Source organism: Candidatus Deferrimicrobiaceae bacterium, assembly GCA_036504035.1.
Lineage (GTDB): Bacteria > Desulfobacterota > Deferrimicrobia > Deferrimicrobiales > Deferrimicrobiaceae > JANXPS01.
In genome coordinates, this window is record DASXVV010000013.1 from 182,277 (window position 1) to 203,339 (window position 21,063).

At 61.2% G+C, this 21,063-nt stretch carries 24 protein-coding genes; 10 read left to right on the forward strand and 14 right to left on the reverse strand.

Annotated elements, in window-relative coordinates:
- Positions 1-24: 24 nt before the first annotated feature.
- From VGK27_11945 to VGK27_11955, 3 genes are all read right to left on the reverse strand, one after another.
- Positions 25-1,542, reverse strand: a complete 1,518-nt coding sequence (locus VGK27_11945; protein ID HEY3490815.1) for an FG-GAP-like repeat-containing protein — start codon at positions 1,540-1,542, stop codon at positions 25-27.
- Positions 1,539-2,099, reverse strand: a complete 561-nt coding sequence (locus VGK27_11950) for an isochorismatase family protein (GenBank protein ID HEY3490816.1) — start codon at positions 2,097-2,099, stop codon at positions 1,539-1,541. Before VGK27_11950 ends, VGK27_11945 begins: the two co-directional genes overlap by 4 nt.
- A gap of 147 nt (positions 2,100-2,246) precedes the next feature.
- Complete coding sequence (locus VGK27_11955; GenBank protein HEY3490817.1) at positions 2,247-2,465, reverse strand: hypothetical protein; 219 nt, start codon at positions 2,463-2,465, stop codon at positions 2,247-2,249.
- Between the two features lie 126 nt (positions 2,466-2,591).
- On the opposite strand from VGK27_11955, the gene VGK27_11960 reads away from it, so the two are divergent.
- Positions 2,592-3,107, forward strand: a complete 516-nt coding sequence (locus tag VGK27_11960; GenBank protein HEY3490818.1) for a DUF4124 domain-containing protein — start codon at positions 2,592-2,594, stop codon at positions 3,105-3,107.
- Here the strand turns inward: VGK27_11960 and VGK27_11965 are convergent.
- On the reverse strand, positions 3,092-3,916 hold the full coding sequence (locus tag VGK27_11965) for an RluA family pseudouridine synthase (GenBank protein HEY3490819.1): 825 nt from the start codon (positions 3,914-3,916) through the stop codon (positions 3,092-3,094). The genes VGK27_11960 and VGK27_11965 overlap by 16 nt on opposite strands.
- 179 nt (positions 3,917-4,095) lie before the next feature.
- On the opposite strand from VGK27_11965, the gene VGK27_11970 reads away from it, so the two are divergent.
- Positions 4,096-4,536, forward strand: a complete 441-nt coding sequence (locus tag VGK27_11970) for a universal stress protein (GenBank protein HEY3490820.1) — start codon at positions 4,096-4,098, stop codon at positions 4,534-4,536.
- 34 nt (positions 4,537-4,570) lie between these two features.
- Here the strand turns inward: VGK27_11970 and VGK27_11975 are convergent, their stop codons facing one another.
- Positions 4,571-5,164 (reverse strand): peptidylprolyl isomerase, encoded by a 594-nt coding sequence (locus VGK27_11975; protein ID HEY3490821.1) that lies wholly within the window; start codon positions 5,162-5,164, stop codon positions 4,571-4,573.
- A gap of 181 nt (positions 5,165-5,345) precedes the next feature.
- Here VGK27_11975 and VGK27_11980 point away from each other — a divergent pair, with 181 nt between their 5' ends.
- From VGK27_11980 to VGK27_11995, 4 genes are read left to right on the forward strand one after another with little or no spacing between them, the layout of a single operon-like run.
- On the forward strand, positions 5,346-6,830 hold the full coding sequence (locus VGK27_11980; protein ID HEY3490822.1) for a TolC family protein: 1,485 nt from the start codon (positions 5,346-5,348) through the stop codon (positions 6,828-6,830).
- Positions 6,827-8,038, forward strand: coding sequence for an efflux RND transporter periplasmic adaptor subunit (locus VGK27_11985; GenBank protein ID HEY3490823.1), 1,212 nt, complete (start codon positions 6,827-6,829; stop codon positions 8,036-8,038). Before VGK27_11980 ends, VGK27_11985 begins: the two co-directional genes overlap by 4 nt.
- Before the next feature lie 12 nt (positions 8,039-8,050).
- Positions 8,051-8,779 carry an ABC transporter ATP-binding protein gene (locus tag VGK27_11990; GenBank protein HEY3490824.1) on the forward strand — a complete coding sequence of 243 codons (729 nt, stop codon included), beginning with the start codon at positions 8,051-8,053 and terminating at the stop codon, positions 8,777-8,779.
- A complete protein-coding gene (locus VGK27_11995) occupies positions 8,776-9,999 on the forward strand; it encodes an ABC transporter permease (protein HEY3490825.1) in 1,224 nt (407 codons plus the stop codon). Before VGK27_11990 ends, VGK27_11995 begins: the two co-directional genes overlap by 4 nt.
- A 24-nt stretch (positions 10,000-10,023) precedes the next feature.
- Here the strand turns inward: VGK27_11995 and VGK27_12000 are convergent, their stop codons facing one another.
- On the reverse strand, positions 10,024-11,484 hold the full coding sequence (locus VGK27_12000; protein HEY3490826.1) for a cytochrome c3 family protein: 1,461 nt from the start codon (positions 11,482-11,484) through the stop codon (positions 10,024-10,026).
- 115 nt (positions 11,485-11,599) lie between these two features.
- Between VGK27_12000 and VGK27_12005 the strand changes: the two genes are divergently transcribed.
- Positions 11,600-12,643: a tetratricopeptide repeat protein gene (locus VGK27_12005; protein HEY3490827.1), complete on the forward strand. Its 1,044-nt coding sequence runs from the start codon at positions 11,600-11,602 to the stop codon at positions 12,641-12,643.
- A 9-nt stretch (positions 12,644-12,652) separates the two neighbouring features.
- On the opposite strand, the gene VGK27_12010 is transcribed toward VGK27_12005, so the two are convergent.
- Together VGK27_12010 and VGK27_12015 are read right to left on the reverse strand one after the other, a co-directional pair.
- Positions 12,653-13,354 (reverse strand): DUF3047 domain-containing protein, encoded by a 702-nt coding sequence (locus VGK27_12010; GenBank protein HEY3490828.1) that lies wholly within the window; start codon positions 13,352-13,354, stop codon positions 12,653-12,655.
- Positions 13,351-14,103 carry a molybdopterin-binding protein gene (locus VGK27_12015; protein ID HEY3490829.1) on the reverse strand — a complete coding sequence of 251 codons (753 nt, stop codon included), beginning with the start codon at positions 14,101-14,103 and terminating at the stop codon, positions 13,351-13,353. The genes VGK27_12010 and VGK27_12015 overlap by 4 nt, the downstream gene beginning before the upstream one ends.
- A 138-nt stretch (positions 14,104-14,241) precedes the next feature.
- Between VGK27_12015 and purM the strand changes: the two genes are divergently transcribed.
- Together purM and purN are read left to right on the forward strand one after the other, a co-directional pair.
- Positions 14,242-15,297 (forward strand): phosphoribosylformylglycinamidine cyclo-ligase, encoded by a 1,056-nt coding sequence (gene purM, locus VGK27_12020; protein HEY3490830.1) that lies wholly within the window; start codon positions 14,242-14,244, stop codon positions 15,295-15,297.
- A complete protein-coding gene (gene purN, locus VGK27_12025) occupies positions 15,294-15,950 on the forward strand; it encodes a phosphoribosylglycinamide formyltransferase (protein ID HEY3490831.1) in 657 nt (218 codons plus the stop codon). Before purM ends, purN begins: the two co-directional genes overlap by 4 nt.
- A 13-nt stretch (positions 15,951-15,963) precedes the next feature.
- Here the strand turns inward: purN and VGK27_12030 are convergent, their stop codons facing one another.
- Positions 15,964-16,512, reverse strand: coding sequence for a YdcF family protein (locus tag VGK27_12030; protein HEY3490832.1), 549 nt, complete (start codon positions 16,510-16,512; stop codon positions 15,964-15,966).
- Between the two features lie 103 nt (positions 16,513-16,615).
- Between VGK27_12030 and rpmB the strand changes: the two genes are divergently transcribed.
- Positions 16,616-16,807: a 50S ribosomal protein L28 gene (gene rpmB / locus VGK27_12035; protein ID HEY3490833.1), complete on the forward strand. Its 192-nt coding sequence runs from the start codon at positions 16,616-16,618 to the stop codon at positions 16,805-16,807.
- Here rpmB and VGK27_12040 read toward each other — a convergent pair.
- The 5 genes from VGK27_12040 to VGK27_12060 are packed head-to-tail and all read right to left on the reverse strand — an operon-like array spanning position 16,800 to position 21,059.
- Positions 16,800-17,186 carry a RidA family protein gene (locus VGK27_12040; GenBank protein ID HEY3490834.1) on the reverse strand — a complete coding sequence of 129 codons (387 nt, stop codon included), beginning with the start codon at positions 17,184-17,186 and terminating at the stop codon, positions 16,800-16,802. The genes rpmB and VGK27_12040 overlap by 8 nt on opposite strands.
- 3 nt (positions 17,187-17,189) lie before the next feature.
- Positions 17,190-19,334, reverse strand: a complete 2,145-nt coding sequence (locus tag VGK27_12045) for a bifunctional (p)ppGpp synthetase/guanosine-3',5'-bis(diphosphate) 3'-pyrophosphohydrolase (GenBank protein HEY3490835.1) — start codon at positions 19,332-19,334, stop codon at positions 17,190-17,192.
- A gap of 18 nt (positions 19,335-19,352) precedes the next feature.
- Positions 19,353-19,547: a DNA-directed RNA polymerase subunit omega gene (gene rpoZ, locus VGK27_12050; GenBank protein ID HEY3490836.1), complete on the reverse strand. Its 195-nt coding sequence runs from the start codon at positions 19,545-19,547 to the stop codon at positions 19,353-19,355.
- On the reverse strand, positions 19,535-20,167 hold the full coding sequence (gene gmk, locus VGK27_12055; GenBank protein ID HEY3490837.1) for a guanylate kinase: 633 nt from the start codon (positions 20,165-20,167) through the stop codon (positions 19,535-19,537). Before gmk ends, rpoZ begins: the two co-directional genes overlap by 13 nt.
- Positions 20,168-20,171: 4 nt before the next feature.
- A complete protein-coding gene (locus VGK27_12060) occupies positions 20,172-21,059 on the reverse strand; it encodes a YicC/YloC family endoribonuclease (GenBank protein ID HEY3490838.1) in 888 nt (295 codons plus the stop codon).
- Positions 21,060-21,063: the final 4 nt, after the last annotated feature.

Consider the following 21,063-nt stretch of genomic DNA (forward strand, 5'->3'; position numbering starts at 1 on the left):
TTCAGGCGTCGTTGTCAATCGGCTTCACCGCATCCAGACGATTCGCCATTCGGACAGGTTTTCGAGCAATTTGCCCTTTTCCCGAACGAGCAGGCCGATGCGTCGAGCCGGGCCCTTCTCTGCGTCGACGAGGAAGGCGTCGGTCACGCCGAAGCCGATTTGCGGGGTTCGCCAGGCAAGGCGCAGCGTGCCGGCATCCTGCACAAAGGCAACCAGTTCGGCCCCCGACTGCACCTTGACGTTTTCGAAGAATACTCCGGGCGTGACAAGATTATTGAGGGCGACCAGTTCTTCGATCCCGTCGTCGTTCAGGTCGACCGCCATGAACCTTGGCGGAATGTTGATCGGCCCCTCGCGCAACGAATCGGCCGAGACGGCCGCCGGCGTGAAATCGGTCCCCCGGATCGATTCGGGCGCGGTGCCCAACGCCTTTCCCTCCGGGTCGTATAAGGAGATCGACCCTCCTTTTCCGAACACGACGATCCGCTTGGCCTGCCCCGAGTTCAGGGTGCCCACGCTATATAGCCCTGTGCCGGGCGGCAATGGGAGCACACCCCCTTTGTCGGGGATCTCGCCTTCACCGTAACGATCGAATGCCAGGCGGAAGATGTCCCCCTTGAAAAAGGTGACCGGATCCGATTCCTGGCCCAGGATATTCGACCCGCCCTTGTCGAGGGCGACCGGGCTCAGGAGCCATGGGATCCCGGCGACCTTTTTCCGATAATCTTTCCCGTCGAAGGCCCATATATCGCTGATGGCCTGCCCGCCGGCAAAACGGACCGCGATGATCTCGGCAAAGCCGTTGTGGTCGAGGTCGGCGGTCTCGACCCGGAAGATGCCGGTCCCGGCTTCCTTGATCCGGTATTTCTCGACCAGCTCGTCGCCGTCGATCCGGAAGATGGCGATCTCGGATGGGAATGCCACGATCAGCTCGGGCTTTCCGTCCCGGTCCGAATCGGCAAGCCTGGCCGAGACCGGATTGCCGGGGAAGGCGGCGCTTCGGGTCAGGTTCCCGGAAAACCCGGGAATTCGCCCCTTGCCGCCCGCCCGGTCGTCCCCGAAAAAGCGGAGTTTGAGGTTGGCCGTGGCTTCGGTGATCAATCGACGATAGATCGGGGAAAGTCCGACGGACGGGGGTGGCTGCCCCTCGGCATCGTCAAGCGCGGATGCGACGACGGTCTTCCCGACCGCGCCCGGCTCGCTCGGCACGATCCGGAGCTCGATCGAGACGGAGTGGCCGATGCGGACCAGGGAGCCCTCGAACAGGTAAGGCGTCCCGAGCGATCTCGCTTTGTTGGCCAGCGCGCCGGGGTCGGATTTGCCGTCTTGCGACAGGATCCGGATGTCGAAGCGGTCGGAAAGCTTGTCGACGATGGCGCGGTCGAGCGTCCCGTTCCGGAGGGACGCATCGTTGTCGCCGGAGATCGCAAGCGGGACGAGCGCGGCGCTCTGCCGGGAAGCGGAGGCGACCGATCCGGTCAAGGAAATAGAAGCCGCGATCAGGAGCATTGCAAGGATGCCGGGAAAATTGAATCGCATCATTTGAGCAGCGACGAGATCTTCTTGAATTCGGGCGTCCCGGCACGTTTCAGGAGGGAAAACAGCGCGGTCTCGGTGCTGAAGACCACCGCCCCGGCGTGGATCATCGACCGGAGTCCGCTCTCGTAATTGTGGCGGAAACGGGAGGACACCGCGTCGTCGATGACGAATACGGAATACCCGGCCCGCATCAGGTCGATCGCGGTCTGGTAAACGCACACGTGGGTTTCCATCCCGACCAGGATCGCATGCTTCCTCCCCAGGGAACCGAGATGGGACAGGAACCCCTCGTCACGAGCGCAGCTGAAGGTGCTTTTCTCGTATCGGGAGATCGGCTTGCCCTCGAGCGCTTGCTCGACCTCGGCCACGGTGCGCCCGAGACCCTTCGGGTATTGTTCGGTCACGACGATCGGGACGGAAAGGGTTCCTGCCGCCTCGATCAAGATTTGCGTGTTTTTCAACGCGATGCGATACAGTTCGGGATCGATGGCGCCGACAAGCCGTTCCTGGATGTCGACGACCACCAGGACGGATTTTTCCATGTCCATGAAATCAACCATACACTGCCCCCTCCACGCTCGATGAACGTTCTTTATGGCTTCATTCTAAATCGAATCGGGGAAGCGAGGCGGCGAAAAAGGAAACGGGGAGAGCACGTATCCTGCGCGGTCTCCCCGGCATGATGCCTGCGGGTACGGGGGTCGAGATCAGGCGAAGGTGTCGACCTTCCCGTCGCGAACGACCGGCTCCTTGACTTCGACCGCCTGGTTGACCGGGGAAGCAGCCTGCTGGATCAGGTTGACCGCCGCCTGGCCTTCGGCTTTCTGGGCGTCGAGCGCCTTCTTGACGACCAAAGTGGATACGTCGGTGACTTTTTGGGCTGCGGGTTCGTTGTTGAGAGCGGACATGACGGGTGTGATCTGCATGGTGACCTCCTCTTGTTCGGTAGGAAAGTTCCCTGTACAACTTATCGGCAGCCTGCCGAAATAACTTCAGAACTATTTCGGTTTGGCGATAAAATCGAATCAGAAAATATTCGAGGGAGCGCAGTCTTGCCGAAAACCGTCAGGCACGGACATATCGGAATCGCCGGATTCGCAGCAGTGGCGGTGCTGTTTGCCGGATGCCCCGCGTTCGCCGACATCTACAAGTGGGTCGACGACCAGGGAACCATGCATTTCACCGACGACCCCGTCTCGATCCCCGCGTCGAAACGGGATCAATCGGTCCCGCTCATCAAGGAGCCGCCGAAGGATGCGGATAACGTCGCGCCCGAGACGCCCCCTCCCGCCACGGTCCAGGCGACACCTGAGCCGATCCCGACCGATGCCGGCGAGACCAGGGACGAGGCGCTCGCCCGCGAGATCGAGCAGCTCAAGGCAAAGATCGCGGCCAAGGAAGCCCTCATCAAGGCAGTCGACGACAAACGCTCCCAGTTCCCCAACCCGATGCGGAACCGGATCGTGAATACGGCCGACATGGATCTCTATAAAAAATACACGGTAGAGCTCCCGGGCGATCGCGAGCATCTGCAACAGCTCGAGACGCAGCTTCAGGGGAGCCGCTGAATTCCGAACACCCCGGGAATCGGTGCGGATACCGTCATCGGCTCCCCGGTTGCCGGGTGGTTGAAGGTCACCTCCGCGGCATGCAGCATCAGCCGGATTGAGTCTCCCGTCTCACGATTGCCGTAGAGCCCATCGCCGCGGATCGGGAAGCCGGCGGCCGCGAGATGCGCGCGAATCTGGTGACGCCGCCCCTTGACGATCCGGGCGCACACGATGGTGCAGCCATCCTCCTCCTGCAACGGGACGACATGGGTCCAGTAGATCGATTGCGGATCCGGCGTATCGTGCCGAACGCGAACCCGCTCCCCTCCCTGCGTCTCGATGACGCCCTTCAGGATGGCCGGCCCCGGGAATATTCCTTCTACCGTGCAAAGGTACCGCTTCATGAGACGTCCGCTCTCCCTCTCCGCGAGAAGAAATCGATAGGCCTCAAGCGTCAAGGCCCCGAGGACGACCCCGCTGGTATCCCGGTCGAGCCTTGAAAGCAGTGGCCCGCCCGCGGATTCGCACCACCCGAATCGCCCCGGAAAACGCCAGAGGAGATAGCCGGAAAGCGTCCCGGCTTCCCGGACCTTGACCGGTTCGGTCTGGACCCCGGCCGGCTTGTCGAGGATCGCGACGGATTCGTCGCTATAGACGACCGATGCGCCCGGGATATCCCCGGGGACGGGTTCCCAGTCTGTATTCTCGGCCAGGCTCCGGACCGAAACGACCTGCCCCGCGCGAACGAAGTCGCCCTTGTTCCCCTTTCGACCGTCGATCGACACTTCGCCCCGTTCCAGCGCCAGGCGGATGGACCTGCCCTGCACCCCGGGAAATGCCTCCCGGAGGACGCGATCGAGACGGTGATCGGCATTCGCTTGAGACACGATGATCTCGAGGTGGGTCAGCAGGGGAAAGTCTCCAGGATTCGACTCCGGATCGTAGAGCGTATAATTGACGCAGGAATGGGCATGGTTTCTATCAAACGCTGTAAAGGGGGCCCGGGATGTATTCAAAACTGCTGGTGCCGCTCGACGGTTCTACCCTTGCCGAGAAGGCGGTCTCGCACGCCGGGATGCTCGCAAAGATTGCCGGTTCCGAGATCATTCTTGTCCGGGCCGTCGTGAATCCGTTGACCCGGTTGCCCGAAAGCGGCATTCCGGACGAAGCCGCTTTCCTGGAATCGCTGCTCGAAGAGGCGCGTCGATACCTGTCCGTCGTCGCGGACGGGTTGATCGCGGAAGGATTGCATGCCCGGACCGTGGTGCGCGAAGGCGAGCCCGAAGACATCATCATCGATGTGGCCCAGGATGAAGACGTCGACATGATCGTCATGGGCACGCACGGCCGAAGCGGTATTTCCCTCCTCGTCATGGGCAGCGTCGCCATGAAGGTGATCCATGCGACCAGCCGCCCGGTATTGCTGATCAAGCCGGACCGCGGATAGTCCCCCCGTCCTGTTGCCGCCAGAAGGCCGAGGCTTACTTCTCGAGAACCTTCGCCTTGAGGATGACGACGGGCTGAACGGGGACGTCATCGAACATGCTGCGGGTCGTGGTCGGGACCGCACGGATCTTGTCGACGACCTCCATGCCCGAGATCACCTTTCCGAAAACGGCATAACCGAAGCCACGCGCGGATTCGTCGGAATGATTCAGGAAATCGTTGTTGACGGTATTGATGAAGAATTGGGCCGTCGCCGAATCGACGACATTGGTCCGCGCCATGGCGACCGTACCGCGCAGGTTCTTGAGCCCGTTCCCTGCCTCGTTCTTGATGGGGGGGTGGGCCGTCTTCTTCTCTTTCATCGCGTCCGTGAATCCCCCGCCCTGGATCATGAAGTCCTTGATGACCCGGTGGAAGATGGTGCCGTTGTAGTGCCCTTCCTTCACGTAGGCCAGGAAGTTCGCGACGCTGACCGGTGCTTTTTCGGAATCGAGTTCGATCTTGATCTCTCCGAGGGACGTTTCGAGCAGGACCAATTTCTTGCCTCCTTTAGGGGCTGCGTTGACGGATCCGGCCAAGCCGGCAGCCAGAAGGCCGACGACGACCGCCATAGAGAATATCTTGCGCACGGGAACCTCCGGGATGCGTTTGGTTTTCAGGTGTAACATTTTACGCATCGCGATCCGCCATGGGAAGTGCAATCAAATTTCTCTGTTTCGCGCGCTCCGGAAACTTTTAGGGATAAAATGGGGTCACTTTCTGACAAATGGACAAACTACCCACATGAAAAATTCGATTATTTTACGACGTTTGAAATCTATCCCGTTGGGCGTGGCCTTCCTGTCCATCGCTTCCTCGTTCGGCCATTCAGCCGACATCCCGCTCTCGATGCGCGAGATCGGCCGGGCCGCCGTTCTGAACAATCCCAGTCTTTCGACCGCCCGCTTCACGCCGGCGTTGGCAGGGAGCTCCGTGTCGAAGGCCAAGGCCATCTACGATCCGGTGCTTTCCGCCCTGATCGAATTCAAGGCCAGCGATTCGAAACTCGCGCCTGACTCTTTTTTCACCAACCGGTCGCGTTCCTGGGATTCCAATCTCTCGCTCGACGCCTTGATGCAGACCGGCGCCACCGCCTCGGCCGGGGTTTCGAGCACTTGGTCCCGGGACGATACCGGCCTGGCGGCCACCGATTCCGTCTCCCCCGCCATCTCGGTTTCCATCGTGCAGCCGATCCTGCGGAATGCAGGGAAAGCGATGACCGAACGCGGGATCACCAGCGCCGACTACGCTTTGAAGATCGCCGAATCCGACTGGTATTCCCAGATGCTTTCGACCACAGCCCAGGCATGCACGCAACTCCTGACGGTCCTGAAGGTCAGGGAAAGCCTCGATTCCCGCAGGGCGTCCGTCGAAACGGCCAAGCGCCTTCATGTTGAAAACCAGGCGCGCGTGAAGGCCGGCGTCCTCGCCCCGATCGACCTGCTCGATTCCGAACTCGGCGTCGCGACGCGAGAGGTCGACCTGCTCCAGGCCGAAAAGGCCGTCCACGATGCCGAAGACACGCTCCGTTTCCTGCTGCACGCCTCCGACAACGACGCATTCGTTTCCAGAGATCCCATTGCCGACCCCGAGTCGCCATTCGTCGCGGACAACGCGATCGGCAAAGCATTCGACAAGCGCCCCGAGATGGTCAAGGCCCGACTCTCCATCCGGAACGAGGAGTTCAACATCTCCGTCGCGAAAAACCAGATGTTGCCCGATCTCTCCCTGAAGGGATCGGCCGGTCTTGCCGGGTTGGGCAGCGATACGGGCCGCGGCATCAGCGACGTGGCCCAGGCGCGCTACCCGTTCGGAGTCGTCGGTGTAGGGCTGACTTTCCCGATCCGGAACGGGTCGGCCCGCGCCGATTACCAATCGAGCCGGCTGAGAGCCGCTCAATCGCGCAGCGGCCTGGCAGGGCTCGAATCCTCCATCGTCCTCGAAGTCAATAACGCGATCCGCTCGATCGACACGCGTTTCCGCCAGATCGGGGTGGCGCGCAAGGGGGTGCAGGTGGGCGAAACCCGCCTCGCTTCCTTCATCAAGAGAAATGCGCTCGGGATGGCGACGACCCGCAACGTGCTTGATGCCGAGGCCGACCTGACTGCGGCGCGCGAGGCACTCACGCTCGCCAAGGCCGACTACCAGGCAGCGCTGGTCGAGCTCTGGCGTGCAACCGGCGAACTCCCGGAGCGTGAAGGAATCGAGGTTTCAGTTAAGAACATTTCCGAGTCCGCTTGGCAGGAGATCCGATGAAAAAGGGGTTGATCGCCCTCCTGGTCGCGTGCGCGTTGGCCGGGGGCGGCTACTATTATTACAGGGTCCAGCAGAACAAACCGGTTCCTTATCGCACGTCATCCGTCGAACGCGGCGACGTGTCCGAGACGGTGACGGCGACCGGGACGATCAACGCCGTCACGACGGTCCAGGTGGGCAGCCAGGTCTCCGGCACCGTCACCCGTCTTTTTGCCGACTTCAATTCCCACGTCCGCAAAGGCCAGATCATCGCCCAGATCGACCCTTCCAAATACAAGGCCGACCTCGACCAGTCCCGAGGCAACCTCGCCAATGCCACCGCCCAGGTCGAGAAGGCCAGGATCGTTTTGGCCGACGCCGAGCGGACGCTCAAGCGCAACGAGCAGCTCTCCGCCGCCGGATTCCTGGCGCAATCCGATGTCGATGTTTCCATGACTGCCCGTGACAGCGCTCTGGCGATGCTGAAGAGCGCCGAAGGGACGGTCGCCCAGTCCAAGGGTGCCCTCTCCTCGTCCGAGACCAACCTGAAATACACACAGATCTATTCCCCGGTCGACGGGATCGTCATCTCCCGGAATGTCGATGTCGGGCAGACCGTCGCCGCGAGCTTCCAGACCCCCACGCTTTTCACGATCGCCCAGGATCTGACCCGGATGGAAGTCGACGTGAATGTCGACGAGGCCGACATCGGCAAGACGAAAAACGGGCAGGACGTCACTTTCACGGTCGATGCGTGGCAGGGAAAGACCTTCAACGGAAAGGTCTCGCAGGTCCGTTATTCGCCGACCGTCACGCAAAACGTCGTGACCTACAACGTGGTCGTGCTGGTCGACAACCGCGAACTGCTGCTTCGACCGGGGATGACGGCCAACGTCTCGGTCCTGATCCGGACCGCCTCCGACGTGTTGAAGATTCCCAATGCCGCCCTCCGCTATCGCCCCGCCGAGAAGAAGGCCGATACCACCGCCCAGGCAGGACCGGGCCGGAAACGGAAAGATGATCGGGACGGTTCCCGAGTCTACGTCGTCGACGACCGCGGCAACCCCAAGGCTGTTCGCATCGAGCCGGGGATCAGCGACGGCGCCTTCACCCAACTCGTGAAAGGCGACCTCCATGAAAAGGATAAGCTCATCACGGGCGAAGCCAAGGCGAACGGCGCCAAGGCTTCCGGCGGTCCCCCGGGAATGGGCATGGGCGGCTTCCGGTAGGAGCCGATCTTGATGCCCACACCCGTCATCGAGATCCAGGGACTCAGCAAGACCTATCGCATCGGCGATGTCAGCGTCGATGCGCTCCGGTCCGTCGACCTTTCGATCGGCACATCCGATTTCCTCGCGATCATGGGCGCCTCCGGGTCCGGCAAGTCGACGCTGATGAACATCCTGGGTTGCCTCGATCGGCCGACGGAAGGCAGCTACCGGCTCGACGGGCATGATGTCGGAAGTCTCGATCGGGATGCATTGGCGCGAATCCGGGGCAAGAAGATCGGGTTCGTCTTCCAGGGATTCAACCTTCTTTCGCGCATGACCGCCATCGAGAATGTCGAGCTGCCCATGCTCTACGACCAGGTTCCGACGCACCAAAGACGGGAACGCGCGATCGAGGCGCTCCGTTCGGTCGGGTTGGCCGATCGGAGCCACCACCTTCCGAGCCAGATGTCCGGGGGGCAGCAGCAACGCGTCGCGATTGCCCGGGCGATCGTCAACAATCCTTCCCTGCTTTTGGCCGACGAGCCGACCGGAAACCTCGACACGTCCACCAGCGAAGAGGTGATGGGAATCGTCCAGCGCTTGAACGACGAGCGAGGGATCACGATCGTCCTGGTCACGCACGAAACCGACATCTCCGAATTCGCCCGGCGCGTCGTAACGGTTCGCGACGGGAAGATCGTTTCCGACCACCCGATCGAACACCGGCGCATCGCAGCGAGCCCTGGACCCGCGTCGTGAACATTCTGTCGGCTCTCAAGGTTTCCCTCCGATCGCTCCGCGCCAACAAGATGCGATCCGGCTTGACCATGCTGGGCATGATCATCGGCGTTTCCGCCGTGATCGCGATGGTCGCCGTCGGATCCGGGGCCAACGAGCGGATCTCCAGCCAGATCGCGTCGATCGGATCGAACCTGATCATGGTCATCCCGGGCAGCGTCACCTCGGGTGGCATGCGGATGGGATCCGGCGGAACGCAGACGCTCACCTACTCGGATGCACGCGCCATCTCCGAGCTTTCCACCGTCCGAGCGACCGCTCCCTCCGTCCGCGCGTCGGGGCCGATCGTCTTCGGGAACCAGAACTGGAGCACGATGATCCAGGGCACCTCTCCGGGGTATCTCGACGTGCGAGACTGGCCCCTGTCCTCCGGCCGGAATTTCACGGACGCCGAGGTCGATGCTTCATCCAAGGTGGCGTTGATCGGACAGACCGTCTCCGAAAACCTGTTCGGGGATGAAGACCCGGTCGGGAAGGTCGTCCGGATCAAGCGGATTCCCTTCACGATCGTCGGGCTCCTCGAGCCCAAGGGGCAATCCCCCCAAGGCCAGGACCAGGACGATGTCGTCATCGCCCCGTTCACCACGGTGCAGAGGAAGGTGTCGGGAAGCTCGCACATCGGCACCGTTGGTGTCGTGCTCGTGCAGGCGACCGGCCCCGAGACCATCGATGAGGCGCAGAAGCAAATTATGGCGCTCCTGCGTCAGCGTCATCGCATCGCGAACGGCGAGGCCGACGATTTCTCGGTCCGCAATCTTTCCGAGATGCTGTCCGTGGCGGAATCGGCGACGCGCATCATGAGCCTGCTGCTTGGCGCCATCGCGTCCGTCTCTCTGGTCGTCGGAGGCATCGGCATCATGAACATCATGCTGGTTTCGGTGACGGAACGGACCCGGGAGATCGGGATCCGCATGGCGGTCGGCGCGCGGCAGCGCGACATCCTGGCCCAATTCCTGATCGAAGCGGTCGTGCTGGCGGTCGTCGGGGGAACGATCGGCATCCTGGTGGGAGCCGCCGGTTCCGTGGCGATCTCGTATTTCGCCGGATGGTCGACGCTGATCTCGCCTATCGCCATCTCGGTGGCCTTCGGCTTCTCGGCCGCCGTAGGCGTCTTCTTCGGATATTACCCCGCCCGCAAGGCGTCCCTCATGGACCCGATCGAGGCGCTTCGTTACGAGTGACTGCTCTCCCTTTCGCCGGCTCCTTCAGCGACGGTGGCAGGCGATGCACATCTCGGAAGCGCTGACATCGATCACGTAGCGATGCCCCTTCTTCTCTCCGGATGCCACCCGCGTATCGATATGCGGGTTGTGGCACGTCGTGCATGTGAGCTTCCCCTTGGCGTCCAGTTTGAACACCTCGGGGATTTTCATGCGCGGCACGACCATGTGGTTGGCATTGGTCGGATGCCTGTCCTGCGGATGGCACCGGAGGCAGATCAGGCGCGTGTTCGAGATGAAGGAGATCCTCGCGGCCTCTTCGTTTTTCGGGTCCGTCATCGTGTCGTGGCAAAACCTGCACGAATTGCGATCCGACATCGAGCTGTGCGGGTTCCTGCCGCCCAGGTCGGCCTTGTCGTGGCACTGGAAACAAAGATCGTTACCGGCCTCACCGCTTGAGCGACCGCGCATGCGCATGCCCTTTCCGTTGCACGGGGTCGGGTCATGGCAGGTGAGGCAGGTGATCTTGCCGTCGGGAGTCAGGGGGAGATCCTTCCCCGGTTTCATGTCGGGCCCGAGTTTGACCATGACCGGGTGGTCCGGTTCCATCGTCCCGTGACACGACAGGCAAAGCTGCAGGTCATCCCCTCCGTATCGACGATTTTTCCGCATGACGGCGGGGTCCTTCGAGACTGCCCCGTGGCATGCCGTGCATCCACGGTAGTCGGCGACGATATGGGGATTGAAGTAACGGCCCGACTCGAGAAAGTCGACATAGCTGCGGCGGAGGAAATGCAGCGTGTCCGGCGTGCCGTGCGGGTCGTGGCACGTTCCGCAGATCAGCTCGCCCTTCCGGTTGCGGGGAAGATCGGCCGGAAGCGACTTGAGCGTATCGACGTTCAGAGGGTGGGACTTTCCTCGGACGTTATGGCAGAAATCGCAGGTCTGGTTCAGCTTGTCCCGGGTGGCGACACTCTCGGAATTGTCACCCGCCTTGGGTTTCGTGACATGGCACGTGTAGCACTTTTCGCTTTCGGCCCCTCCTAGATGGGGGTTGAGCGTGTGGAAATCCTTCCCGTGGCAGTCAAGGCACATATCCATCCGGACCGAGTACCGCCCCGTGTCGAATCCGCGCAACAAGGCATTTCCGCCGATTTCCTGGTGGAAATTGTGGCAGGTCGAGCATATGACGTTGCCGGTTCCACTGAGCGGGAGGCCCTCGGTCAGCGCGCGCCCGCTCCCCTTGTTGACAGGATGATGGGTCGTCTCGACCGCCGGATGGCATTCGTAGCAGAGCGTGACCGGATCCTTCTTGAAGGTGGCCAGGATCTCCTTCCAGGACGTCGCACCCTTGATCGGCGTTTTCGTATGGCACGACGCACAAGGGATATCGAGATGAGGATTGGCCAGTAAATGTGATTTCTGCTCGCCCAGACTTTCGCCATGCGCCGACAGCGACACGATCGCGATAGCGATCGCGAAAAACGATGTACTGATAATTTTCATGCGTCCCCTGCCAAACCCCGTATTGCGATCGATATTTCCCACCCCCGATCGCCCGTAAAATACTATCATCTGAATCATCTTTTATGGATTTTCTTGTGTGTCGGGAGGGAATTGGATGCTGTTGCCGAAAACCGTAATCACTATTGCCATCATCGCCGCCTCGATCTTTCTCCCCTGGCAGGCGCATGCCGGTCGCTCCGAGAGCGAGATGGCGTACACGCAAGGCCGCGAGGCGCTGAAAAGGAACGCAAACGCTGAGGCACTCTCCCTGTTCAAGAAGTCGGTCGAGGAGGACCCTTCGAACTGCGACGCCCGTTTTTATCTCGGTGATCTCTACGGACAGAACATCGCCACTTACGACCTGGCCGAAGAGATTCTTCTGGATCTGCCCACGAAAGCGATGTCCCGGGGGACCGGAAACCGGGACGACATCATTTTCAGGGCAGGCGTGTCGCTGGGAAAGATCTACGCCAAGAGCGGCCGCAACGGCCAGTCGATCCGCCTTATCCGGAACGTGATCGCCGCGGCCCCTCCGTCGGTGCATCTGGATGAAGCTTACACGGTGCTGGGCGTCGCCCTTTATTATGAACGTCTCTACGATGATGCCCTTTTCGAGCTTCGGCGCGCGTACAAGATCAATCCCGCCAACACCGCGGCGACATTCAATCTCAAGACGATCCGGACGCGGCTCGAGCACTTCAACGCCGCCCGGATCTATTCCCGGATGGGAGACCACCTCGGTGCCATCGGAGAATATCGGACCGCGATCGCGCTGGATCCGCGGTTCATCGATGCCCGTTACCGGCTGGGGATCGAACTGCTCCAGAACGGGGACAAGGCGGAAGCGATCAAGGAATTGCGTCGAGCCGCTTCCGTTTCCGAACAATACAGCAAGATCGGCGATATCCGGTTCGGGATCGGCTTGGCGTTGCGGGACCTCGGACAGGCACAGGAGGCGGAGAAAGCGTTCGATCAAGTCGTCGTATCGAAACCAAGGTTCGCCCCGGTCCGAAATGAAATCGGGAAGCTGCACATGCTCCGGAAAGATTACAAGGGGGCTATCCGGCAATTCTCCGAAGCGATCCAGCTGGACCCGAACGAGGAGTATGCGTTGAACATGCAGAAGGCGTTACTGAAGGAAATGACGTCCGTCAAATGACCGGGCCTGTCAGGGGGAGGTATTCAGGTCGAATGCCACCCGGAGGTTCCCCTTCTCGTTTGATGGGCGGTCGAACCGGACCCGGATCTCGGTTGCCGTTCCCTTCGACGCCCTTCCGTATGCGGCCTTGAAATCGGCATCGATGACCCGCCGGGCCTCGATCCGTTTCCCGATCTCGTCCTGGCCGGCCACGACGAAGACGGTTTCTTCATCCGACAACCTGAACATCGATCCGACCGGCGTCCCGCAACCCCAGACATACGTCAGACGCAATCCTCGAGACGGGAAGCCGTTCCAGAGACGAGCGAAGAACCGCCCGACCTGTTTCGCGAATGGGTATTCCGGACGATCCTGTCCCATGACGACCGTCACGGAAATCGGGAACCGGGCATCGCCCTCGTGGTAATCGTTCGACTTCAAATTGCAGCCGTCGGCCTGAACGGAAAGATCGAACCCCGTGATCGTGCCGGCCGACGCTAGGGGCCGTTCGAAGAAGACCCCGGTGCCGGCTGCCAGATCGGCCTCTCCCGAAAAACGGACGTTGTCGGGGGTGAACCTGATCGGGGGACGGGATGCGAACAGGCCCGCCGAGCGTTCGCGCCAGCCATGCGGCGCAGAAGAGATGGCCACCGACGACTCGCCGAACGAGGGACAAGAAGAACAGGCAAGAAGAACCGCGAGGGCGATCACGATTCCGGGAAAAGTTTTCAATACGGCTCCTCCGTGCGGGATTCGATCGAATAGCCGATCGTGCCGAGCTTCGCGGTGAATACCTCTGCGCAGGATCGGGCGCGCGCAAGCTCATCGGATCGGAAGACGACCCGGACCCGATAGGTTCCCTCCATCATGGGGTAGGACCCGATGCCGACGTCGGTGAAGGCCGACATCAGTTCCTCCATGAAGCCGGCATAAAGCGACTCGGGAGCATTGCTGAACAAGGTGACGCTCGCCTGCCGCTTTCCCGTGATCCGGGGACGCACCCAATCGAACATCCCGTGGAGGATGGCCGGCACGCCCGGGAACGCGGCCATGTGGTCGATGAAAAAGCCGGGGGCGGCACTGATCGGGTTCGGGATCAGTTCGGCGCCCTGGGGAACATGCGCCATGAGCATCCGGTAGGGATTGGGCTCGCCCTTCGTCGGATACCTCGCCTCGAGCATGGCCTTCGCCTCCGGGTCCAGGACGACCGGGACGCCGGCTGCCTGGGCGACCGCCTCCCGCGTAATATCGTCGGGGGTCGGGCCGATGCCGCCGGTCAGGATCAGCAGGTCGGTCTCTTGCTTGTAGATCTTGAGATAGCGGACGACAGTCTGGATATCGTCGGGAAGAATGGCGCAAAGGACGACCTTGGCGCCCCACGCGTTCAGGAGGGGCAACATGTATCCGATGTTGGCCTCGCGGATCTCGGCCTTGAGCACCTCGTCGCCGAGGATGACGATTCCCACGCGCGTGGATCCCATATCTTCTCCTTCTGACGCCAAGCCGATTATCTTACCGGATGGAGAGGGAAAAATCATTGACAGATCGGCAACCCGATGCCTAGATTCTAATCATCTCACAAATGGGTCATCCGGCCCGTCCGCAGGGAGACTTTCCGAATGAAAAAGCCTGTTACGTATGCATCCGCCGGGGTCGACATCGACGAAGGTGAACGGATGGTTTCGCTCATAAAGCCGCTGGTCAGGTCGACGCACCGCCCCGAGGTTCTCGGGGAGATCGGTTCCTTTGCCGGGTTCTTCCGCTTTCCCGCCCGCAGGTTCAAGGACCCGGTCCTCGTATCGGGGACCGATGGCGTCGGCACCAAAGTCAAGATCGCGGCCATGGCCGGCGGACTGGGGACGGTCGGGATCGACCTGGTCGCCATGTGCGTCAACGACATCCTGGTCCACGGTGCCGAGCCGCTTTTTTTCCTCGATTATTACGCAACCGGAAAGCTATCGGCCGACGAAGGGGCGCGGATCGTCTCGGGTGTCGTCGAAGGATGCCGGCAGGCGGGCTGCGCGCTCCTGGGCGGCGAGACCGCGGAAATGCCCTCGGTCTACCAGCGCGGCGAATTCGACCTGGCCGGTTTCGCGGTGGGCGCCGTCGATCGCAAGGCGATCATCTCCGGCAAGTCGGTACGTAAAGGGGATATCCTCGTCGGGCTTGGATCGAACGGTTTCCACAGCAACGGATATTCCCTGGTCCGGAAGGTCGTTTTCGAGATCATGAAGAAGAAGGTTTCCGATCGGGTGCCGGGTTGGGAAGGCACCGTGGCGGAGGAGCTCCTTCGCCCGACCCGGATCTACGTGAAGCCGGTTCTTTCCCTGCTGAAGAAATGCGATATCCAGGGGATGGCCCACATCACGGGGGGAGGGCTTCCCGGAAACATCCCGCGATCCCTTCCCCCGGGCACGCGGGCCGTCATCGAACGCGGAAGCTGGGAGATCCCCGCCGTGATGAAAAGCGTGGTCGAGGCCGCGCGCATCGAGGAATCCGAGGCCTACCGGACCTTCAACATGGGCATCGGGATGGTGCTGATGATGCGTCCGGGGGATGTCGACGTCGCCCTCCGCCACTTCCGCCGTCTCCGCGTCCCGGCGTCGGTCATCGGCGAGATCGCCTCGGGGAAAAAAGGAAGCGAGCGCGTCGAACTGAGAGGAGAACGCCGTTGAGCGAATTGCCGGCGATCGCAGTCCTCGTCTCGGGCAGCGGGTCCAATCTCCAGGCGATCATCGATGCGACCGTCCGAGGCGAGATTCCCGGCCGCATCGGCCTGGTGCTGAGCAATACGCCCGACGCCTACGGGCTTGAACGCGCACGAAGGCATGGCATCCCGACGGTCGTCGTCGAACACAAGGCATTCGCGACCCGGGAAGAATTCGACGCGCGGCTGGTCGAGGTCCTCAAGGAAAACCGGGTCGAACTGGTCTGCCTGGCCGGATTCATGCGAGTTCTCACCGGCCTGTTCATTCGGTCATTTCCTCACCGGATCCTGAACATCCACCCCGCCCTGCTTCCCGCATTTCCCGGGACGCACGCCCCCCGTCAGGCATTGAACTACGGCGCCCGCTTCTCGGGATGCACGGTGCATTTCATCGATGAGGGGATCGACACCGGTCCTGTCATCGCACAGGCCGCCGTGCCGGTCTTCGACGACGACACGGAAGAGACCCTCGCGGCGAGAATCCTCGTTCAGGAACACAAGATCTATCCGATGGCGATCAGGCTGTTCCTTGAGGGGCGGCTTTCGATCGAGGGACGTCGGGTTCGCGTGCTCGGGTGCGGCAATATCCAGGAATTCGGCTTCTCGAACCCTGAAGCGTGACCGCGCCCCTGCGCTACTCCCACTGCAGAAGAAGCCGGTAACCCCAGTACTTCCAGGATTCGACGAAGAACAGCCGGATCTTTCGCCAGCGGGCATCGCTTCCGGTCCAGCGTGAGTTTACCGTCAGCACTTCGATCCGGACCGTTTCGGGGATGGCGCTTCGCACCGCGAGGTAGGCGCGCGGCAAGTGATAATCGGAGGTCACCAGGACAACACTCCGGTATTGCCGCTCGCCGACGATGGTTTTCGCCGATACGGCATTTTCAAGCGTCGTCTCGGACCATCCCTCGAGGTGGATTCGCCGGCGCTCGTCTTCACTGAGCCCGGCATATCCGGGGATGACCGTTTCGGGAACGGCGGAATGCCCCGTTCCCAGGATGTAGAGCTCGCGTCCGATGCCGTCTTTAAGCGCCTTGACCCCGACGACGATCCTCTTGTCCCCCCCGGCAAGCACGAAGATGGCCTCGGCGATCGCCCCGGAATGCCTTGGCAGCCGGGATGCCGAATACTGGGGGTAAAGCGAGCCGAACAGCAGGAACGCGACGACGAGAAGCAGAAGCAACCTGTATTTTCGTCGCTTCGGAGGCCCGCTCAATATTTGCTCTTGCCTAAACAGGTCCATATCGTTCTATAATGCTAGGTTCAATTTACGGAGGTTCAGACCGATGGCAAAATGTTCTCTTTGCGGCAAGGGGCCCAATTTCGGCAACAACGTTTCCCACGCGAACAACCGCACCAAGAAGATGTGGAAGCCCAATATCCAGCGCGTGAAGACCATCACCGGGGGCACCGTGCGCCACATCAAGATCTGCACTGCCTGCATCAAATCGGGCAAGATAGTCAAGTCGGTCAGTTGATCCCGATCGACGCCACGGCGTCGATCTCGACTTTCGCCCCCATCGGCAGTCCCGCTACCTGCACCGTCGCCCTCGCCGGCGACGATGCGGGGAAGCTTTTCCCGTAGATCGCGTTCATCTTCGGAAATTCCGACAGGTCGGTCATGTAGACCGTGGTTTTCAGAACGGTCGCAAACGACGCCCCCGCCGCGGTCAAAACTGCCTCGAGATTCTTGAGCACCCGTTCGGTCTGGGCTTCGATGCCTCCCTCGACGATCTTTCCGGTTGCGGGATCCAGCGGAATCTGCCCCGAGCAATAGACAACCCCTTCATTCTTCACGGCCTGCGAATACGGCCCGATCGCTCCCGGTGCATTTTCGGTCGCCACGATTTCTTTCATTGTCTACCCCTTCCCCCTTTCGACGCTCTCGACGTTCTTGACCTTCTCGATCGACCGGATCAAGGTCGCCAACTGATCGGCATCGAGGATCGCAACCTCGAATGTGCAGATCGCCTTGTGATCCCGGGTCGTCATGACGGCAGCCCGCCGGATGTCGACATCGTGCGCCGTGATCGTTTTGGTCAGCTCGGCCAGCAGGCCGGGACGATCGGAGCAGACGACCCGCAGCTTCACCGGATAGGCGACCTTGGTTCCGGATTCCCAGGTCACTTCGACCGAACGCGCCGCGTCGAGTTCGAGCACCTTCGGGCAATCGCCGGCATGGATCGTCACGCCCCGTCCACGCGTGATGAACCCTACGATCGGTTCGCCCGGCACCGGATGGCAACAATTGGCTAGCCGTACGAACACGTCGTCGACGCCCTTGACGACGATCGCACTCGGATTCCTGCTGGCCACGTGCCGGATCAGAGCCCCCAGGCGACTGCCCTTGGGCTTTTCCTGAAGCTGATCGGGCGGGACCAGGCGACGAAGCAGCGGCAAAAGCGAAGTCTTTCCGTAGCCGATCGACACGAAATATTCGTCGGCGCTCTTCATCTTGTGATCCTGGAGCAATTCGGCGAATTCGGGCGTTTTGGTGACCTTCGAAATCGAGAGGGAATATTTCTTGAGCTCGCGTTCGAGAACCTGCCGGCCGAGCGCCAGGCTCTGGACCTGTTGTTCCTGGCGGACGAATGCCCTGATCTTGTTGAGCGCTCGGTTGGTCTTGGCGACCTTCAACCAGTCCCGGCTCGGTTTGTGGGACGGTTGCGTGATGATCTCGACGACGTCGCCGTTCTTCAGCGGCGTCTTGAGGGGAACCATCCGTCCGTTGACCTTGGCGCCGACGCAGTGATGACCGACCTCGGTGTGGATGGCGTAGGCGAAATCGATCGGCGTGGCGGCCCTCGGAAGCTCCTTGACGTCCCCGCGTGGCGTAAACACATAGACCTCTTCCGGGAACAGCTCGGCGGTCACGGTGTTCATGAAGTCCCGGGGGTCTTTCATCTCTTTCTGGAGTTCGAGGATCTGCCGAAGCCAGAGAAAACGCTGATCGTCCTTGGAGACGGCCTGCTTGCCCTCCTTGTATTTCCAGTGAGCCGCGACGCCGTGCTCGGCGATGGCGTGCATCTCTTCCGTGCGGATCTGGATCTCCATCATTTCGGCATTGGGCCCGAAGACGGTCGTATGGAGCGACTGGTAGAGATTCCCCTTGGGCATCGCGATGTAGTCCTTGAACCGCCCAGGCACCGGTTTCCAGAGGCTGTGGACGATCCCGAGCGCCTCGTAGCATTCGCGGATCGTCTTGCACATGATCCGGAAAGCGATGAAGTCGTAGACGTGATCGAAATCGATCCCCTGCCGTTGCATCTTGGCGTATACGCCCGCGAGATGCTTCGAGCGTCCGGTCACGGTCGCCTTGATCCCCAGTTCGGCGGTCTTCCGTTCGAGGATAGCGATGACGTCGCGGATGTGTCCCTCGCGGTCGCGTCTCCGGGCATCGGCCTTGTTCAACAGGTCGTTATAAACGTCGGGGTTGAGGACCTTGAAGCAGAGGTCCTCGAGCTCGACCTTGACGCGGCTCATCCCGAGCCGGCTGGCGATGGGGAGGTAGATCTCGCGTGTCTCGGTGGCGATGGCCATCTGTTTTTCGGGGGCGAGGTGCTGGAGCGTCCGCATGTTGTGGGTCCGGTCTGCCAGCTTGACGAGGATGACGCGGATGTCCTTGCCCATCGCAAGGATCATTTTTCGAAGGGATTCGGCTTTCTGGTCGGCCGCGTTAGCCAGGACGACCCGGCTGATCTTGGTCACGCCATCGACGAGGAGCGCGATCGAATCGCCGAAAAGCTCGGCGATCTCGGGAACGGTGGCGACAGTGTCTTCGACCGTATCGTGAAGCAGGCCGGTGGCGACCGTTTCCTCGTCGAGGTTCCAGTCGGCCAGAAGCCAGGCGACGTTGATCGGGTGGATCAGGTAGGGTTCGCCCGATTTGCGAAGCTGACCGTGGTGGACTTTCGCCGTGAAGACGTAAGCCTTCTCGATGAGCTCGATGTTGGCGGTCGGGCGGGCCGCCTGCAGCCGCTCGACGATGTCGTTAAGACGGAGCATGAAGCGCCGTCCCTTGGTTTATAGACGGACCCGGACTTTCCCCTGGGCAATCTCGCGAAGCGCGATGACGGTCGGCTTTTCCTTGCGTTCGGAGGTATCGATCGTGGCTCCGGCCCCGCCCAGCAACTGCTTGGCGCGCTTGGCGGCCAGGACGGTCAGTTCGAAATGGCTGTTGACGTTTTCGAGACAATCTTCGACGGTTACTCTTGCCATGTTGTTTCCTCTCCGGCTTCGAAAAGAATCGATATGATCCTTGTTTTTGCCCGCTCGCGGCGAAGCCGATGGGCATGGATGATCCTTGAGACGTTTTCGACGGCGACATCGAGGTCGTCGTTCACGACCAGGTAGTCGTAGGAAAGCAGGACCTCCATCTCTTGGCGCGCGGCCCCGATCCGGGCGCCGATCTCGTCGTCGCTATCGCGTCCGCGTCCGAAGAGCCGGTCCTGCAATGCCTTCCACGAAGGCGGGAAGACCCCGACCATGACGGCTTCGGGCATCGCCTTCTTGATATTGCATCCGCCCTGCACATCAATCTCGAGCAGGGCGTCGCTGCCCTTTTCGACTATTGACTGAACGGTCTTTCGAGCGGTCCCGTAGCAATTCCCGTAGACGGTGGCGGATTCGAGAAATCCGCCGGAATCTTTCATATTATCAAATTCGTTTCGATCGACAAAGACATAATCTCGACCGTCCGTCTCGCCCTGCTTGATGCGACGGGTCGTATAGGAGATCGAAAGTTCGAGGTCGTCGACTTCCTCAAGGAGCCGCCGGCAGATCGTGGTCTTACCCGAGCCCGAAGGGGCCGAAACGACGAATACGTCACCCTTGCCCATCGGGTCACTCCACGTTCTGGATTTGTTCTCGTATTTTTTCAAGCTCGGTCTTCGCGGTGACGGCCGTTGCCGAAATGAGCGGGTGCGCCGATTTGTTGGCGGACGTCGTCAGCTCTCGGAATACTTCCTGGACCAGAAAATCGAATCGTTTCCCGAGCGCCTCCCCTCCCTTTTCGACCAGGATCGAAAGGGAGGAAAGGTGCGATTTCAGCCGGTCGATCTCTTCGGTGATGTCGAGACGATCGAGCTGGAGCGCAATCTCCTGGTGGAGACGCCCCGGGTCGATCGACGTGCCGAACTCGCCGCAGGCGGCGTTAATGCGTTCACGAAATCTCGAGGCGGAAAGCTGCTTGTTTTCGGACGTCAACGCGGAGATCTGGGCAACATATCCGGCCAGCACCCCCAGCGCCTCCCGTATGACCTGCCGGAGGTTTTCCCCCTCGGCGGCGCGAGACTGCTGAAGCATCTCGAGTGCCTTGCGCAGCGCCTTTTCTGCGAACGGCCATCGCGATTCGGACGGATCGTCTTCGCCCTCCGCGTCGGGGACGAACAGCTCGGGAATGCGGACCAGCTCACCGAAAGAGATCTCGGTCGAGATCCCGAATTCCTTTCCGATCGATTCGGCTTCGGCCATGTAAGCGGCGAGGAGCGGACGATTGACCCGGAGGGTGGCCCCACCGCTTCCCCATTCCCGGACGTTGACGAAGATGTCGACCTTGCCACGCCTCAGCGTCTCGCGGGCTACGGCGCGTATCCGCGATTCCCACGACACGAATTTCCCGGGGGCCTTGACGTGCACATCGAGGTATCGATGATTGACAGACCGGATGTCTGCGGTGACCGAGATGTCGTCGCCGTGGGATTCACCCCGTCCAAAGCCGGTCATGCTCATCCAG